Origin of the sequence: Actinoplanes sp. NPDC024001, from assembly GCF_040638955.1 — a bacterium.
In the GTDB taxonomy this organism is placed as follows: Bacteria; Actinomycetota; Actinomycetes; order Mycobacteriales; family Micromonosporaceae; genus Actinoplanes.
This window is the reverse complement of sequence record NZ_JBEZZB010000037.1, coordinates 54,007-70,559: the sequence shown is the minus strand read 5'-3', so window position 1 is coordinate 70,559 and position 16,553 is coordinate 54,007. Positions and strand designations below refer to the sequence as shown.

14 protein-coding genes and 2 pseudogenes are annotated in these 16,553 nt (G+C 67.5%); 3 read left to right on the top strand and 13 right to left on the bottom strand.

All coding sequences use genetic code 11. The features are described 5' to 3' along the window. From AB0F81_RS16885 to AB0F81_RS16875, 3 genes are all read right to left on the bottom strand, one after another. Nucleotides 1–598: dsDNA nuclease domain-containing protein (locus AB0F81_RS16885; protein ID WP_360197753.1), on the bottom strand; the 598-nt coding region annotated here is incomplete at its 3' end. Between the two features lie 446 nt (nt 599–1,044). Further along, nucleotides 1,045–2,094, bottom strand: a complete 1,050-nt coding sequence (locus AB0F81_RS16880) for a recombinase family protein (protein ID WP_360197751.1) — start codon at nt 2,092–2,094, stop codon at nt 1,045–1,047. Nucleotides 2,095–2,235: 141 nt separating this feature from the next. Then, nucleotides 2,236–2,469, bottom strand: a complete 234-nt coding sequence (locus AB0F81_RS16875) for a hypothetical protein (RefSeq protein WP_360197748.1) — start codon at nt 2,467–2,469, stop codon at nt 2,236–2,238. Between the two features lie 1,056 nt (nt 2,470–3,525). Between AB0F81_RS16875 and AB0F81_RS16870 the strand changes: the two genes are divergently transcribed. Continuing rightward, on the top strand, nt 3,526–3,990 hold the full coding sequence (locus AB0F81_RS16870) for a hypothetical protein (protein ID WP_360197745.1): 465 nt from the start codon (nt 3,526–3,528) through the stop codon (nt 3,988–3,990). A 492-nt stretch (nt 3,991–4,482) separates the two neighbouring features. Here AB0F81_RS16870 and AB0F81_RS16865 read toward each other — a convergent pair whose 3' ends face one another. Both AB0F81_RS16865 and AB0F81_RS16860 read right to left on the bottom strand, forming a co-directional pair. Next, nucleotides 4,483–4,827 (bottom strand): IS3 family transposase, encoded by a 345-nt coding sequence (locus AB0F81_RS16865; RefSeq protein ID WP_360197742.1) that lies wholly within the window; start codon nt 4,825–4,827, stop codon nt 4,483–4,485. Nucleotides 4,828–5,286: 459 nt separating this feature from the next. Beyond that, nucleotides 5,287–5,940: a hypothetical protein gene (locus AB0F81_RS16860; RefSeq protein WP_360197739.1), complete on the bottom strand. Its 654-nt coding sequence runs from the start codon at nt 5,938–5,940 to the stop codon at nt 5,287–5,289. A 310-nt stretch (nt 5,941–6,250) separates the two neighbouring features. Between AB0F81_RS16860 and AB0F81_RS16855 the strand changes: the two genes are divergently transcribed. Beyond that, complete coding sequence (locus AB0F81_RS16855) at nt 6,251–6,529, top strand: hypothetical protein (RefSeq protein ID WP_360197736.1); 279 nt, start codon at nt 6,251–6,253, stop codon at nt 6,527–6,529. A 309-nt stretch (nt 6,530–6,838) separates the two neighbouring features. On the opposite strand, the gene AB0F81_RS16850 is transcribed toward AB0F81_RS16855, so the two are convergent. The 4 genes from AB0F81_RS16850 to AB0F81_RS16835 all read right to left on the bottom strand — a co-directional run bounded on the left by AB0F81_RS16850 (nt 6,839) and on the right by AB0F81_RS16835 (nt 12,194). After that, entirely contained in the window at nt 6,839–8,476 is a 1,638-nt protein-coding gene (locus tag AB0F81_RS16850; protein WP_360197733.1) for a hypothetical protein, read from the bottom strand. After that, on the bottom strand, nt 8,473–9,369 hold the full coding sequence (locus AB0F81_RS16845) for an ABC transporter ATP-binding protein (protein ID WP_360197731.1): 897 nt from the start codon (nt 9,367–9,369) through the stop codon (nt 8,473–8,475). The genes AB0F81_RS16850 and AB0F81_RS16845 overlap by 4 nt, the downstream gene beginning before the upstream one ends. A 113-nt stretch (nt 9,370–9,482) precedes the next feature. Then, nucleotides 9,483–10,787 (bottom strand): Na+/H+ antiporter NhaA, encoded by a 1,305-nt coding sequence (gene nhaA, locus AB0F81_RS16840; RefSeq protein WP_360197728.1) that lies wholly within the window; start codon nt 10,785–10,787, stop codon nt 9,483–9,485. Nucleotides 10,788–10,913: 126 nt separating this feature from the next. Further along, the gene (locus AB0F81_RS16835) at nt 10,914–12,194 is read right to left on the bottom strand and encodes a glycosyltransferase (RefSeq protein ID WP_360197726.1); all 1,281 of its coding nucleotides are present in this window, start codon (nt 12,192–12,194) and stop codon (nt 10,914–10,916) included. Nucleotides 12,195–12,306: 112 nt separating this feature from the next. Here AB0F81_RS16835 and AB0F81_RS16830 point away from each other — a divergent pair. Next, a pseudogene (locus AB0F81_RS16830) lies at nt 12,307–12,403 on the top strand (IS5/IS1182 family transposase); the annotation flags it as partial. A 148-nt stretch (nt 12,404–12,551) separates the two neighbouring features. Here AB0F81_RS16830 and AB0F81_RS16825 read toward each other — a convergent pair. The 4 genes and pseudogenes from AB0F81_RS16825 to AB0F81_RS16810 all read right to left on the bottom strand — a co-directional run bounded on the left by AB0F81_RS16825 (nt 12,552) and on the right by AB0F81_RS16810 (nt 16,465). Further along, nucleotides 12,552–14,702 carry a DUF6055 domain-containing protein gene (locus AB0F81_RS16825; protein WP_360197723.1) on the bottom strand — a complete coding sequence of 717 codons (2,151 nt, stop codon included), beginning with the start codon at nt 14,700–14,702 and terminating at the stop codon, nt 12,552–12,554. 691 nt (nt 14,703–15,393) lie between these two features. Further along, on the bottom strand, nt 15,394–15,489 hold the full coding sequence (locus tag AB0F81_RS16820; RefSeq protein ID WP_360197720.1) for a hypothetical protein: 96 nt from the start codon (nt 15,487–15,489) through the stop codon (nt 15,394–15,396). Then, a pseudogene (locus tag AB0F81_RS16815) lies at nt 15,462–15,920 on the bottom strand (DUF6461 domain-containing protein); the annotation flags it as partial. The pseudogene AB0F81_RS16815 and the gene AB0F81_RS16820, both read right to left, overlap by 28 nt. A 62-nt stretch (nt 15,921–15,982) precedes the next feature. Next, nucleotides 15,983–16,465 carry a hypothetical protein gene (locus AB0F81_RS16810; RefSeq protein ID WP_360197717.1) on the bottom strand — a complete coding sequence of 161 codons (483 nt, stop codon included), beginning with the start codon at nt 16,463–16,465 and terminating at the stop codon, nt 15,983–15,985. Nucleotides 16,466–16,553 lie beyond the last annotated feature (88 nt).

The window sequence follows — 16,553 nt, the reverse complement described above, 5'->3', positions numbered from 1 at the left end:
CGGATTCCTGCGCCTGGCGTGCGCTGTCATCTGCTACCGCCGCGCCGCCAAGCAGAACCTGTTGACCAGCAACCATCCCAAATGAGATGCGGTCTAAGTGCGCGACGAGAGCGATGCCTCGCGGAGTATTCAGTTCACCTGCCCGGCATACGTCGAGCAGTGCACGCGGGGTGTAGTCACCCGGCCTGCCACCCAAGCGCGTATTGCTGGCCAGCCGCACGACCGGCAAGGTGGTGTAGCCGAGCCACCGGTCGAAAAGATGTGCCACGCCGCCTTGATCGCACAGCGACTTCATCGTGGTGTACAGCATGTCGTCGTGATGCTTGACCGACACCAGCTCGAGCAACGGAGGCCGGTCCCTGACGATGATGAAGTCTTCCTGCCACTCACAAATGATCTTCACAATCGATACGTCTGTGTGCAGGCTCAGGCAGTACGAGGCGATGATCTCGGTCTGGTAGTGGAAGTTGCCCTGGGTGGGTGCGCCAGCGTCCTCAGCCGGCCGCCGGAAGAGATCCAGCTCAAGCTGCCCGGTTTGGTCGATGCGCTCGGATAGCCCGTCAGGGTGCTCGGCCTGCGAAAAAGCGCCATCCACCACGACGAGCGCCCACCTTCCTTGCAATCCGTGATCGCAGACTTGCGTACAGCGAACCTGATCACAATGCTGGTGCGCAACAGCCCGTTGGGTACAAAAGGCGACTATGTCGTCCGACGGGCCACACTAGACAGCGCCTTGCATAGCCGTGTAAGGCCGCGCATGCCCGGTTGTCGATGACGGCGGTGATCAGCCGATCTGTGGAACGCGAGTGCACGAATCGGAGGTGGGAGTCCGGGTGCCGGGGCACACGGCGCCGGTTCCCGCAGCGCCTGAACGCCGGTTCCGCCGAGTTGATCCACGAGTGGAGGGTCAGACCCGGCAACGTTCACCGAGAGTGCCTCGGCTCGGTAGCGGATCCGCGTGTCAATATCGCTATGCTGGTCGCATGGGCACTCATCATGAAGATGAGTGCTACGCGTGGGGGTTCAATTCCCCCCTCGGACACGTTAAACCCCATATCGATCATTGTCCTCGCGGCAGGATCGGATGGGGTTTCTTGCTGTCCGGCTCCGATGCGGGTGTCCGGTCTGTCGTGACGGCGGTCGGGGCGGCTGTTCCTGCTGCTCAGCCGGTTTCACCGGCTGGTTCTTCCTGGGCGGCTGCTCGTCGGCTACGTCTTGGTCTGCGTTGTTCGCTGGCGGGGTGTGCGCTTGGCCATCGGCGGGTTCGAGGGTGACCGTGCCAGAGCCGCACACGATGACCGCGTCACGACGCCGGACCTCTGCGGCCAGCCCCGAGGCGCAATCGACATCGGCAAGCGCCGCGTCCCCGGCGAGCAGCTGCTCGACGAGCTTGGCCTCCGACCAGTACACCCAGCGGGGTGCCTCCCGGTTTGCGGGCTGGGCGCTGGTGTGGCCGTGCCGGCAGCGGTACCCGGCGCGCCCGTTCGCCCAGTGCCCGGACAGCCGCCGGCTACACACTTCGCAGATCAGCAAGCCGGTCAGCGCGTGACGGCGCTGGGTGCCGTCCTCGGGCAGGGCATGGGCGGTGATGTCCTGTGCCGTGGTGAAGTCCTCGTCGCTGACCAGTGCCGGATGGGTGTGATCTTCGGAGATCACCCAGTCGGATCGTGGGTTCCAGATCCGGACCGGGCCGAGGCTGGTGCGCCGGTCGCCCGGTGTGGCCTCGCGATGGTCGGTGAACTGCCGGTTCCAGACCTGCCGGCCGGTGTAGCGCGGGTTCGCCAGGATCGCCGCGACCGTACGCAACGTCCACACCGCTCGACCACGGTGCGGGTTGCGGACCCGGTCGTAGACACCCGGCGACGGAATGTGCCGTTCGTTGAACTCGCGGGCGATGCCCGCGGTGCTCATGCCTTCGAGGCGGCGGGCGAAGATCCACCGCACATGTGGCGCCGTCACCGGATCCACTTCGAGGCGGCGCCGGCGCCAGCTCGCCTGGATCTGGTTCGGATGCGGGCCTGCGTCGATGAGTTGGTAGCCGTAGGGTGGCCGGCCGCCTTGATGCCGGCCTTGTTCACGGACCTGGGCGGCCATCGCTGAACGCACCTGGAACCGGGTCCGCAGCACCTCGCGCTGCGACTGCTGACCCCGCATCATCAGCAACGCCCGATGATCCGGCTCACCGACCCTTCAGCCTCCGGCAGCCACAGTTGCGCTCCGAGGCCGTGCAGCGTCTCAAATGATCCGGCGGGCCCCGCCGCCGGCGAATGCCCGCTCGACCTCACCGACCACGACCGCATCGAACCCGCGATCCGGTTCCGCGGCCGCGGCCAGCAGAGCGGCCGCCTGCGGGCGCTTCACCCACGGGAGGCTTCGCGAAGCGCCCGGGTCGAAGAACTCGACCACGATCCGGCCCCGGCCGGCGACCAGCCGCTGCGCCGATTCCAGCTGCCAGGCCCGCGACGACACCGGTTCCTGATACTCACTCGTCGAGATCCGCCCGTAGAACGCAAACCTCAACCCACGGGCTGCGAGCGGGCGCCCACGGCCGCGGACCCGCGGCGCCGGTGGCCTGTTCGACACCCAAGCGTCGAACGAACTGGGAGAAGAGGACGGAGAGCAGGCAGGAGCAGACATCGCCGATCACCTCACAGCAGAGGAAACGAGCGGTTGCTATATCGAGAGCAACCGAGCGCCTGCTCCGTCGCCGGCTGATCGACCCAGGTCACCCCCATGACGCTGGGCAGAACCGGAGCACCACCCGACGAGGTGACGAGGCATTCCCGGACCGTTGCGCAGTGTTCGCGAAGTCCCGGTGAGCAGGCTGATCAGCACCACCGTTGTGAGTTATCTCAGCGTCACTTCTCACGGAGCAACGCGCTGTTCGCGGCAAAGAGCGTGTTGCGGCGTAAGGCTCGGATTGCGCTCCAGACCGCCAGTGCGGCGACCAGGACGGCCTCCGCCGCGGGAGTTGCGTCGCCGGGCGGCGGTTTCGCGGGCGCGCCGACCTCTCGCAGGAACACCCTCTCGTGGCACGCCTGCACTGGCGCGCCTATATCCCTCTGGGGACCCGCCTCCCGCCCAGGGGATTCAAGAAAATCACCAGGACCGGTACGAGCTTCACAAGCTTCCTACAAGGCCCGGCGGCAAGCATTGCCGGTGTCCCACGACGAAAGGCCACTTCCCCGGACTATGCAAACGTGCGGAAAACATATGCGTCGGAACCGCCAGCCGCCCGGAGGGTGGGATAGATGTATCCGCCACCTGGCGGAGGCCCGGGCCGAGGACACTCGCCGCATCGTCGTCGGGATTGCACTCCGCCCGGCGACTGATAGGGACTGCTGCCGCGGACGGCGACTGGCCGGGCACTTACCACAAATTGGCATGCCGAAGTCAACCGCCGCACCGGGCGGGAAATCGCACCACCTCTGATCACGGTCTTGCATGCGCCGTTGCGGTGGTAGATCACCGCTCAGTCAGTGCAACCTGACAGCAAACTGCCGAACGATGAAATGGGGAGAATGCATGTTTATCAAGAAGCTGGCGCGAGCCAGCGCCGTAGCCATCATCGTATTAGTTGGAGCGCTGAGCTTCGGTGTGCCCGCACAGGCCGCACCCTCGACTTTCTTGGCCCAGGCGATCCACTCAAGCGGCCGCGTCGCAGCCGCCGTGACGGGCAAGATGTGGTTCAGTGCCCTCTCTGTCGGGTTCAACGATGTCACCCTTACTATCGTCGCGAATGAGTGTGCGTACGTTGTTTTCTCGGGCACGGCACGCGGTCATCATTATGAAAAGTACGTACCGGACAACGCATCCTACTGCGCCGGGTCGACAGGAAGAACCATCAACCTCGGCAACCATGTCCTGGCGACTACCCAACAAGGCGGCTTCGCCGACGCCGAGATATCAGTCGTGGACGACAGCCATGGAATCGTCGGCTGGGCTCTGTGTGGCAGATACGACACTTCTTGCTGGCGGGGGCAATCCTAGAAGCCGCTTAGCCCTTTGCTTGAATGGATAAACGGGGAGCCCGCAGTTCTGCCGAATTGCGGGTTCCCGTCGCCTTTCCATCACCCGGGCGCGTTCTGGTGACCGTACGGCAAGGCCGCCGGGGCGGACCGGCCCGCAGGTGACCCGTCACCGTGCCGGACGCCAGGGTCACCCGGGCACGAGGCCGAACCACCCGCACCAGCGCCCCGCTGCCTCCCGCGAGGGGCAGTACTGCGATCACCGCGGCGGCCCCTGGCGGCGGCAGCGACTCCAGGTTCCGCAGGTGTTCCACGCCGTACCTGCCGCCGCCGAGCCACCGGTGGTGCACGGGTACGGCGGCGTCCTGCGCATCGGTGTCCAGGCTGGGCGAGTCGATACCGAGGGCGGCCACCTGCGGGCGGGTGTCGAGCAGGAACGCCGGCTGGCTGCTGCGGCGCGATTTCGCAGAAGGTCGGGCCGGCCGGGCTCAGGTTCGCTCGGCAGGTCCGCACCTTATTTGATCCGGGCGAGCCGGCCGAACCGCGGCGAGCCAGAACACGCCCTCGGCGCACAGGATCCGGGTGGCGTCGCCGACACGGTCCGGACGCGGTGAACTGGCGGTTCACCAGATCCGGTGCCGGCTCGCGATCCGGGGTCCTGCTTCGTGGAGCCGCCGCGCCAGCCGCGCCGCAAGTGCGCGCCCTGCCAGCCCTGGCCGCGCATCAGCCGTTCGACGCGTTTGCGGCCGATGCGGGTGCCGTCGCGGCGCAGTTGCTGGTGTACCCGATCGACGCCGTAGGCGAATCCCGAGTTCTGCCAGATCTCGTAGATGTTGGAGAGCAGGCCCAGGTTGACCATGTCCCGGTCGCAGGGTTGCTCGATCTGCTTCTTCCAGGCGTAGTACGTCGACTCGCCGATCTCTAGGACCCGTAGCAGGAGCGCGACCGCGAAGCGGTCCGACTGTTCTTCGATAGCGTCAGGACCGTCGCCGGGTCGGGTCGAGCTCCGCCGCGAAATACGCCGAGGCGGCTTTCAGGATCTCGTTCGCCCGGCGCGGCTCATCGGGGTACTTCTTCGGTGGTGCCACAGATACTTCCTCCCCATGGCCACCAACCATGATGAAGAAGCTCCATGAATACGGGGGCGCCTCACCCCGGACATTTCACTCTGAACCATGAGCCTGCCCTGGTGACCAGCTCGTTCGCGGGCCGGTTCGCCCGGGTCGAACCTCGCCGGGCGGACCGCATACCTGATGGAGCAGCCAGCACGGCCGAAGACTGGAGCCGATCGGTGATGCACGGCTGGGCTACGAGGTCATCAACGGGCGACCGGGTCGGCCCAGGCCGCCCGTAGGAGGCCGACCAGACCGACGTTCGCGGAGCGCCGGGCCGCCGACAGGAGCGACTCGGCGGCCCGCGCGTCCTCGGCGAGAGCCGCGGCGGTGGCGGCCGCCCGCTGAGCCTCATCCTCAGCCCGTGCCGCGTCGGCCGCGGCCTGGTCGTAGCGTCGCCGGGTCTCACGCACGCGCAACTCCCACCCGAGCGGCACCGCGGCGGGGCTCGGCGTGGACTCCGCCGTCATCTGCGCGTGCCGCCAGATCCGGTTGAGTTCGTCAACCGACAGCTGTCCACGCTGGTATGCATCCAGAGCTGCGCGCTGCACGAGCCGATGAGTTTGGCCGGCTGCTTCGGCATCTTTGAGTGCCTGCCGGTGGCGTTGCTCCGCAATGTCGCGGGTCGTGGACGCCCACAAGGCCCGATCCTGCGCTTGGTCGGCCTCGTCCAACGCCCGCAGCGCTGCCGCAGTTGCCAACTCGGCGTCGGCAGCAACCACGTCCACCTCGTCGGTGATGAACACCGACCGACCGTGCTCCGCTTGCCTGTCGGCGAGTTCGCGTTGACGGCGGGCAGCGATCCCCAGCAGCGCTACTGCCAGCAGCAAGGTGACCTGAATCGTGCTGAAGATCAACATGGCAAGTATCGACACTATTGTCCTTTTCCGCCGTCTCGCACTAGTTCAGGCCCCGCTTCGAACGGCGCATGGCGGAATATGCCCGATGCGGCGGCAAGGAACACCTCGGATGGCTGCGTCAAACGCGGAACTTCGTCGAGACCGATGCATCGATCCCAGGATGCCGCAGTCAGCCGCCAGGCAAGCAGCCGGTACAGACGGTGACGGTCATTCCCATGGCGAAAGCCGCGATGACAGCGGTAGACAGTGCGTTGGGTCCGCCGTAGCAGCAGCAGTCCTAGCACCGTGGGCAGGATCCTAAGCTGAGGGCATGGCGGACTGGAGCGAGGAGGAGTATGTCCAGTATCTGCGGGACGAGCGGCGCCGCTATGGGTGGGTGATGCAGCGTTTCGGGGGTCTCGTTGCGTTCCAAGCCGAGATGGCTGCGGAACAGCGGTACCCCTTCGAGGCGAGCGATGCGCCCTACCGAGGACTCATGTTCCATGACGAGGCATGGTGTTGGGCGATGCGTGAGATTCATGGAGACCAGTACTGGGTGTCGCACCCGGATCTCGTCGAACCGCCGGCTGAGTACAGGGCGCTCGATTGAGCGCCGGGAACGGCCGCCGCCGAAACAGTGAGTGACCGCTCTTCCGTGTCCGGCGCCCACGGAGCGCGGCAAATCAGTGCGTCGTCGGACTGAATCATCCTCACGGCCGCATGAAGATGTATCCCCAGAAGCTGTCTGTGCCACGGCCGGAGTAGTTGTCATCCAAGTCGCTCCTCGGCTGCGCGGGGGTGAAGGGCAGGGCGGTGCGTTGCCGAAGATCCGTTCGTCGCTCGACCCTGTGGACGATCCCGCGCCGAGTGAGGGCGATGGGTTTGGGCAGGCGTTCGGCGACGCCGGCCTACCCTCGGTTCATGAGTGCAGATCTCTGTGGCGGTATCCGACGAGGCCAGCGGCGGTGAGCGCGGCCGCCGAGGCGAGCATGATCGTCGAGGCTGTCATGTCGGGACCGGTCAGCGGTACCGGTGCCAGATGGGCGAACGGTGAGAGGTCACGGACCCAGCTCGGTGCGGCGACGCTCTCGGCGATGACCAGCAACAGGAACCCGCCGACTGCGGGAAGAGTGCCGAGAAGCCCGGTCAGGCGTGGCACCCAGCCGACGGCGAAGACCGCCACACCGAGGCTCAGCAGCACGATCGGCAGGACGTTCCAGACACCGCGCAGTGCCGCGCCGATGGCGAGTTCCCCGCCCATGACGGTGACACCGGCCCAGGTGAGCAGTCCGGCGCCGGTGACCAGGATCGCTGCGGCCACAGCCGTGACGGCGATCTCGGCGCCAAGCAGCCGGATCCGGGTGACGGGCCCGCTCACCAGCAACGTCAGCCGGCGGCCGGTCTCGGCGGCGATCAGATCACCCATCCGGACCGCGGTGAAAACCCCGGCGGGCAGGGCGAGCAGCGCGAACAGGGAGGCGGCGAACCCAGCAATACTGCCGAGCGCGTCGAAGCCGGCCTGTGCCGCTTGGCCGGCCATGGCGGGGTTGTCGCGCAGGAAACCGGTGACCGAGACCGCGGTCAGCCCGATCAACAGATAGTAGGCGCCGATACCGATCATCCAGCCGGTCAATGGCCGCAGCACCCGGCGGACGGCGAAGGTCTCCACACTGGCCAGCAGCCGCGTCCGCGGAGGCCGTCCGGCCGCGGGCGCGAGCAGACCACCCTGGACATCACGGCGGCCGACCGCGGTCAGCGCCACCGCGGCGACGATCGCCGTGGCCATCGCTAGCAGCACCAACGGCAGAATCCGGTCCTGGACGTAGGGGCCGCTGAGCGCGAGCAGCCCGAACGGGGACAGCCAGTGCAGCCAACCGAGGGCGGTGACGCCGTCGCCGATCATGCGGGCCAGCAGGCTGACGCCCAGCACCGCTACCGCCGCGCCGGTCGCCGGGGAACGAGCGGGATGAACCTGGGCAGCCAGCGCAGCCACCGCGGCGAAGAACGTGCCGAGCACGCCAGTGCCCACACCGTGAACGAGCGCGCCCGCGGCCGGGGTGCCGGCTACCAGCAGGACAGCCGTGATGGCGATCGCGGTGGCGGCCGCGACCACCATCACGGCAGCTATATGGCGGATCAACACGTTGCGCAACGGCAGACGACCGGACAGCAGCACATCCCAGCGGCCGGCGTCCTCCTCGCCACGCGTGATCCGGGTGACGGCAAGGATCGACCAGGCCGCCAGCAGCACGGCGAAGACGGTGCCGATCCGCCACACCGTGAACCCGCCGGCAGTGTCCAACCCGACCGGCGCCCCGAACAACGTGCGGATCGCCGGGTTCGCGGCCAGCGACTGCAGGCCGCGGGCTGCCGCCGGGTCGGCCATCACCTGCGCGTAACTGGTGACCACGACGGCTGTCATACCTACAGCCAGGCCGGTGACGATCAGAGCGCCGCGCCGGATCTGCCGAAACGCCAGCCAGGTAACGGTCCGGCCCGGCGCTGGATCAGCGGTCAGGCTGACAGGGGTCGATGCGGGCAGGATGTCGGTGCTCACCGGGCCACCTCCTGCCGGCCGTAGTAGTCGAGGAAGATCTCCTCCAGGCTCGGCTCCCGCACCGCCAGCGCAGTGACCTCCACACCCGCGAGCGCCTGCAGCGCCGGTGCGGGTGCCCCGGTGAGCGTGAACCTTAGTTGCCCGTCACCTGCGGGTTGGACCGCTCCGATCCCGGGTGTCACCGTGAGGTCGGGTGCCGCGCCGGTGTAGGAGATCGTCACCTCCGAACGGTGCAGGCCCCGCAACTCGCCGATCGTGGCCACCTCGACGAGCCGGCCGGCGCGCAGGATGCCGACCCGGTCGCAGACGGCTTCGACCTCGGCCAGCTGATGGGAGCTGAGGAACACCGTCTGCCCCCGGTCACGGGCCTGCCGGACCGCCGTACGGAATTCGCGTTCCATCAGCGGGTCCAAGCCGCTGGTCGGCTCGTCGAGCACCAGCAACGGCGCCCGGGTCGCGAACGCCGCGACCAGCGCGACCTTCTGCCGGTTGCCCGTCGAGTAGGTCCGGGCCGGCTTGGACACATCGAGGGCGAACCGTTCGACGAGCTCGTCGCGGTAGGCGGTGTCGGTTCCGGGTCCGGTCCGGGCTTGCAGGTGCAGGATCTCGGCGCCGGTCAGCTGCGGCCACAATGCCACATCGGCCGGCACGTGCGCCAGGTGGCGGTGGGCGCGGGCCACGTCGGCGGCAGCCACGCCGAACACCTCGGCCCGACCAGCGGTAGGCCGGGCCAGGCCGAGCAGCAGCCGGATGGTCGTGGACTTGCCGGCACCGTTGGGGCCGAGGAACCCGAACACCTCCCCGGGCGTGACGTCCAGGTCCAAGGCGTCGAGGGCGATGAGGCGGCCGTAACGCTTCGTCAGCCGGACAGCGCGCAGCGCGGGATTGGTCATCGCAGGATGCCTTTCGGTCGGGGGCGTGGAGCTATGACCGCCGACCAGACTTCCCGGCACACCTGCCGCTCACCGTACGCCTGTCCCGCACTGCTCGGAAGGCCTGCCGCCGGTCAACGGCGCACGGGGTCGTCATCCCAGACGTCGGGGACGCCGTCGGCGTCGGCATCGACCGCCTCGGCCGCGCACACCCGCCGGTAATGGGTGTTGCGTGCCCGCAGCACCACCATGGCCAGCAGCGCCGAGATCAGCGATCCGGCCAAGATGCCGATCCGGGCGTGTTCGTCCTTCTCGCTGCCGACCCCGAAGGCGAGCTCGCCGATCAGCAGCGACACGGTGAACCCGATCCCGGCCAGCAGCGCCAGCCCGAGGACGTCCCACCAGCTCACCCCGTCGCCGAGGGTGGCGCGGGTGAAGCGTTGCACCAGCCACGTCGACCCGAGCACGCCGACGCATTTGCCGACCACCAGACCCAGCACGATGCCGATCGTGACCGGGTCGCGCAGCGTCTCACCGAGCCCACCGGCCCCGGCCACCGACACTCCGGCGGCGAAGAACGCGAAAACCGGCACCGCCAACCCCGCCGACACCGGCCGCCACCGATGCTCGAAGTGCTCCGCCAAGCCGTGCCCGTCCCCGGGAATGCGGCGGATCACCGGAACCATGAACCCGAGCAGCACCCCAGCGACCGTGGCGTGCACACCCGAGGCGTGCACCAGCGCCCACGTCGCCGCCGCGAGCGGCAGCAGCAGCCACCAGGAGCGGACCCGCCGCTGCACCAGCACCGCGAACAACCCCAGCGGCACCACCGCGGCGGCCAGCGGCACCAGACTCAGCGAACTGGTGTAGAACACCGCGATGATCAGGATCGCGAGCAGGTCGTCGACCACCGCCAGGGTCAGCAGGAACGTGCGCAGCGCGGCCGGCAGATGCGTGGAGATGACCGCCAGCACGGCGAGCGCGAAGGCGATGTCGGTGGCGGTCGGCACCGCCCATCCCCGCAATGATCCGCCTGCCACGCCCGCGTTGACCGCCACATAGATCAATGCGGGTACGGCCATGCCGCCGACCGCGGCAGCGACGGGCAGCACCGCCCGTCGCGGGTCACGCAGGTCACCGGCCACGAACTCGCGTTTCAGCTCGAGACCGGCGACGAAGAAGAAGATCGCCAGCAGGCCGTCCGCCGCCCACTGTGCCAACGTCAAGTCCAGGTGCAGCGCGTGCGGGCCGACCTTGAGCGCCACCAGGTCCTGGTATCCCGACGCCCATGGCGAGTTCGCCCACAGCAGGGCAAGAACCGCGGCGCCGAGCAGCAGCGCGCCACCAACGGTCTCGGTGCGCAGGATGTCGCCGATCCGGCTGACCTCCGGCCAGCTGCCACGGCCGAACAGGTGACGGTGAGGCGGTGTTGCGGTCACAGGGCTTCCTCCGGAAATGCGGGCACGGCAATGACATCGCCGACCAGGCTTCCCGGCACACCTGAATCGAACCTACCGTGCCGTGGCGGTCACGGCAGCGATTGAGCTCACCCACCACCCGAGGTTTCATCGACGTCCGGACAGGGCCTGCTCCAACAGGTCGACCGCGGTAGCCACACCGTTCTCGGCCCGGACCTTGTCTCCCAGCCGGCGGGCCGCATCGCTCATCCGCTGATCACTGACCGCGCGGCGGATCGCGGCAGCAAGCGCGGGCACGGTCAGGCGCGGCTGAGTGATCGGTTCCGGGGCGACGCCGAGCCGGTGCATCCGCTGCCCCCAGAACGGCTGGTCCGCGACGAACGGGCACACCACCTGCGGCACGCCGGCTCGGACCGCTGCCGCCGTCGTACCCGCTCCACCGTGATGCACCACCGCTGCCATCTGAGGGAACACCGTTTCGTGCGGGACTTCTCCGGCGAGGAACACATCCTCCGATGACCGAGCCTCGCTCAGCCCTCCCCAGCCGGCGGCGAGCACACCGCGCACCCCGGCCATCCGTAACGCAGCGATGATCTCCTGGGTTGCCGCTGCCGGGTCCGGTCCGGCCATGCTGCCGAACCCGACGAACACCCACGGCCCACCGCCGTCGGCCGAAGCCGGCTGGCCAGGCAGCGCATCCGTGGTGACGCTCTGACGGTCGGCGAACCAGTAGCCGGTGATCTGCGCCGACGGCGGCCAGTCAGCAGGACGGGGCACCACTGCCTGGCTCACGGCATGCAGCACCAGCACCCGCCCACCACCGGGATCACGCAGCGGATCGTGCCTGCCATGTCGCCGGGGCAGGCCCCACTCGGCACGCCATCGATCGACCGTGCGACCGAACATCACCGCCGGCGCCTTCATCCCCACATAGGTCGCCCGGTTCACCCCGGCCGGCAGCCACGACGGAAGCTGCTGACCCGGCCACGCGAACTCCCTCGTCGGCACATACAGCGGCATCGGCAGCGCCAGCACCGCCGGGACACCCAGGTTCTCCGCCACATGCTGGCCGGCCACGATCTGCCCGTTGTGCACGACCACATCAGCGCCCGCCCCCGGCCCGACCGACGCAATCTGCCAGCAGTCCTCGAACACGCGGGTGAAAAGTGCAGGCATCCGGCGCATCAACGCCAGCCTCTCCCGCAGGCCACCGGCAGCTACGTCGCCTACCGCCGATCCGCTGTCCAGCACCCGCAACGGGCCGTCGTCCACACCGGCGAACCTCACGCCGTGCGTGGTGACCAGATCGGCGAAACGCTCCGGCGCCCCCAGCACCGCCTCGTGGCCGCGGGCCTGCAACTGCTGCGCCAACGCGATGAACGGCTGCACATCACCGCGCGTGCCCAACGTCAGGATCAAAACCTTCACCGTGAGCCTCCCGCAGCCGCCGACACGTCATCACCGCGCCGACCAGGCTTCCCGGCTCACCAGCAACGAGCGTACGTCACGAGCACAGCCCACCTATGCCGCCAGCAAGTTGATCTACCGGCACCGCAACGTCGTGGAACGCTGCTTCAACCGGCTCGAACACTGCCGAAGTGTCGCGACCCGCTGTGACAAGATCAGCAGTTTCGTTCCAGGCCACCGTCACCATCGCCGTTCTGCTGCAATGGCTGTCGATCGTTGAAGACACCACCTGGTTCTGCCGCAAAGCATGCCGCGCTGCGGGCATCACTGGAATCGCTGCTGATTCCGGCCATGCCGCAGCGCGGCTGCGATAGCGACCTACGAGGAGAAGGCCTTCACCTCGAGGAGGCCGACCGAGGCGGTGCCGTTGGCCTGCATCAGGACGCGGAGCCGGGTGGTGTTGATCGGGTTGAAGGTCACGGTGTTGTAGGCGTTGGCGTTGACCGAGTAGCCGCTGGTGGCGGGCACGTCGGCGTAGGTGCCGCCGGTCCAGTACTGCAGTTTCCAGGAGCTCGGCAGTCGGACGCCGCCGGCGTCGTCGAACAGGTATATCTGGGCCCGGTTCAGGCTCGTTGCGCGAGGCCAGGTCAGTTCGGCCCACTGCTGGCCGGTTTCGGGCCAGGTACCCCACCGGGGGTTGACGGTGTCATTGGACGAGCCGGGTTCGCGGCCGTCGTTGATGGCGTTCACCGACTCCCACGGAGAGGTGTAGGAGGCCGACGCGGCCGCGGTGCGGGCCCTGTTGTCGCCGGCCGGCGGCGGTGTGGTGCCACTGATCGCCAGGTCGGCGCTGTTGAAGGCGTTGAAGGCCGGGTTGATGTCGGGTTCGCCGCCGGCGCCGTCGCAGCGGCGGTCCGGGTTGAACATGAGATAGGTGCCGGAGCCGCAGGCGAACGCGATCTCCGCGTCGCCGCCGACCACGACAGAGCCGGACAGGTTGGCGCCGCCCTGGATGATGGCGTTGTCCTTGACCACGGCGTTGCCGCCGACGGTGCCGCCGTTCACCCAGCCGAGGCCCTCGACGCGGGCGTTGCCGGTGACGGTGCCGGCCATCACGGCCGCTTTCGGTCCGACGTACGCGGTGGCGGCGACGTTGGCACCGGCGGCGACCCAGCCGCCGCCATTGGAGTGCCAGCGGCCGCCGCCGGTCGGGGCCGGCTTGACATGGCCGGGCTCGAACCCGGACGGGGTGGCGCCGGAGACGCGGAACTCGTACGGGAAGCGGCGTGCCTTGGTGTAGCCGTCGAGGAAGCCGTAGCGCGGGACCGCGTTCGGCGTACCGGTGACGACCAGCCACACCTCCTTCTCGCCGGCCTGCAACGGGAAGTCGATCTGGCCATCGGTGCCCGTCTGCAGCGGCGAGTACCGCGGGGTGCCGTTCCGGACCGCGACCAGGCCGAAGGTCCAGCCGCTGGCACCGGTCTCGGCGTGGCCCTTGAGCCGCAGCTTGACCAGGCTGCCGTCACTCGACGGCACCAGCTTGATCTTGTTGAAGCCGTAGTCGGACGGCGCCACCCGGGCGTTGATGCGGTAGTGGTTGAGGCTCTGGTTCACGGCTTCGACGTTGCCGCCGTTGTAGGCGTTGAGGAAGCCGGCGCCGTAGACGTTGTTGATGAACGGCATCAGCGTGGACCGGTTGCCGAAGTCGTAGGTGACGGTGCGGGTGGCGTACTCCCCCAGCCGCCGGTTGAGCTCGGCCTGGGTGATCCCGGCGATCCGCCGGTAGACCTCGAGCGGGTGCTCGGTATTGCGGGCCTCGTTCCAGATCCGGTTGAACATGCCGATGCCGTCGCGGTCCTTGATGTACTGCAGCAGCATCCAGTTGCCGTAGTGGTGCCGGCTGGAGCTGTAGTACAGGTTCTCCGAGCGCAGCCACCGGGTCAGGTCGCCGGCCGCGGTGGTGGGCAACGCCTGCATGGCCATGAACTCGGCGCTGGTCTCCCAGAACGTGCCGGCCGAGGCGTCGGTGAAGCCGTAACCGGAGCGGCCCAGGAACGTGTAGTTCTGGAACACGTGGGCGAGCTCGTGCGCCACGCCCCACGAGCCGGGCAGAGCCGCGCCCGGAGCGAGGTTGATGACACCCACCTGGCCGTCGACCGAGCCCCCGGTGGCCCAGGCGTTGAGTTCGGTGCGGTTCCACGTGTTGGTGATGATGACGATGATCTTGTGCTTGGCCAGCAGTCCCGCTTCCGGCGTGAACTTCATGTCGTTCACGTAGAACCGGTACAGGTTCTCCAACTGCCCGAGGATGTCGGCCGGATCAAAGGTGTAGGGCGCGGGTGCGGCGGCCGGGTTGGTGCCGGACTTCTCACCCCACAACAAGATGAAGTTGTTCGACTCGCGGGTGCGGTCGGGGGCCCAGGGCACTTCACCGGTCCGGGTCCACCGCTCGGGGATGAATACGGTCTTGGCGGCTGCTGACGCGTTCGACATGATCTGCGGCACCAGCGCGATGCTGGACAGCAGCACAAAAGCGCACGCAAGAATGAACCACAGCTGTCGCCGTGATCGCGCTCGGGGGATCGACATGACCCGGAACCATAGACCATTAAATAGGTGCCAGCAACGCGCCGATCGGCAGAGCCTTCGGACGCCGTTCGTCATTCAACGGCGTCCTGCCCGCTACGCCGAACCTCTCTTCTACCAGGGGTTCTGCAGGCTGACTGCGGGACTGAGCGACCCGGAATCCATGCCGCCCACAGCTTTAGACGCACCTTCGGCGAACCTTTACAGAAGATTAAGAAGAGGGCGTATGATTCGACGCGAATACGATTCTCCGCATCGGCTCGGTAATCGCGATGACACGATCAGCGAGCAACACGCCAACCGCTTGTTTGATTAACCGGGCATCTGTTCCGCGCCGGCTAATCACCGGCAGCCGCCGTTCCGCTGGACAACGGGCGCCATCCCGGATGAGCGCCGCATCATTGTCTCGTTCGGCAGTTTGATTCGCTTATGCAACGTTCGTAACCTTATGCCCGTTACGACACTCCCCGCATGACAGCCGAGGCGGAGGCCTAGCACCTCGTCGACCGAACCATTCAGGCCGCCCGTCAGGCGTCAGCCGGACCGCGACGCCTACACAGGCCCGGCCAGGGATCTAAAGTGACTCACATCACAGTCGACACGGCCTCAAGGTAGCCCCCTGGCCGGGCGCTCCTCACCGTGGTCTCGCTGCCGCCCGGCCCGTCGACGAGCGCGGATCAGCCGGATCTATCTCGTCCGTGCTCAGGTCGAAGCCGAGCGCCTCCAGCACTGGCACCAGCCCGTCCGGGTCGCTGCCCTCTTGCCACCCGGCCCCGGCTCGGGGGCGAAGGTCACCAGGGTTTCGCTGTCGCGAGCCCACCGCAGCCTCGGATCGGTGTTCTCATTGAAGTACAACGACACCAGCTCGCCGCCGCGTGACAGCAGGCGGGCGGACTCCGCCGAGCAACCTCGGAACCCGTTCGGCTCGGCGATCAGCGTCCAGCCGTCGACGGCGGCGGCGGCGGCGGCGATGAAGTCGAGCCCAGTGTTCAGGTCGGCGTTCCACGATCCGTCGTCGCCGATGCGGTCGGGGTAATCGACTTGTTCGGCGGCACGGTGGAGTCGGTGGGCGCCGGTGACGTCGACTGCTTCGGCGCCCCCGAAGCGGGAGATCACCTCGTCGGGGGTGAGGCCACGGACCATGGTCACGCAGAAGTCAGGGCCGAGCGGGTAGTCCTCGGCGAACTACAGGTTCGGTGGATCTAGACTCAGCCCGGTCTTCCCTATTCGGGAGTGCAGTAGTCGACCCAGCCGTCCACGCTTGGGCCGTTCACCTCCACGACGTACTTGTCGATTTCAAATACGTGCGAGTCCATGGTGAAATGGACGAACTGCTCGTCCACCTTTTTGAAGTAGCATCTGATGCCGGTGGCCGCCCTTGTCGTACCGTGAGGCACTGCGGAGTTAGGTCTCGCCTTCCACCCGTCTTGGACGAGCGCAGCCTCGTAGAAGGAGGCGATCTCCGTGCGAGCGAGTGGGCTGCGATAGACCTGGTTCGCATAGGCTTCACCATCGGAATGGTCGCAGTTTCTGTTCCTCGTCACGGGAGTGGCGGACTCTGGATGCATGTCCAGGATCGGGAGCTTGTTCAACCTCTCGGCGAACTGGACGTCGCTTTTCGAGCAGAAGCCATAGCCATCATCCTCAGTCGTGCAGCCGGCAAGAAGCCCGACGGAGAGCGATGCCGTCGCGAAGAGCCCAAACACGCAGTGAAGTGTCTTTTGGTGCAAATTCGCATCCTAACTGCATGATAGTGATTACGCTCGACCGGTAGGGCGACCGGGGTGCGGTGCG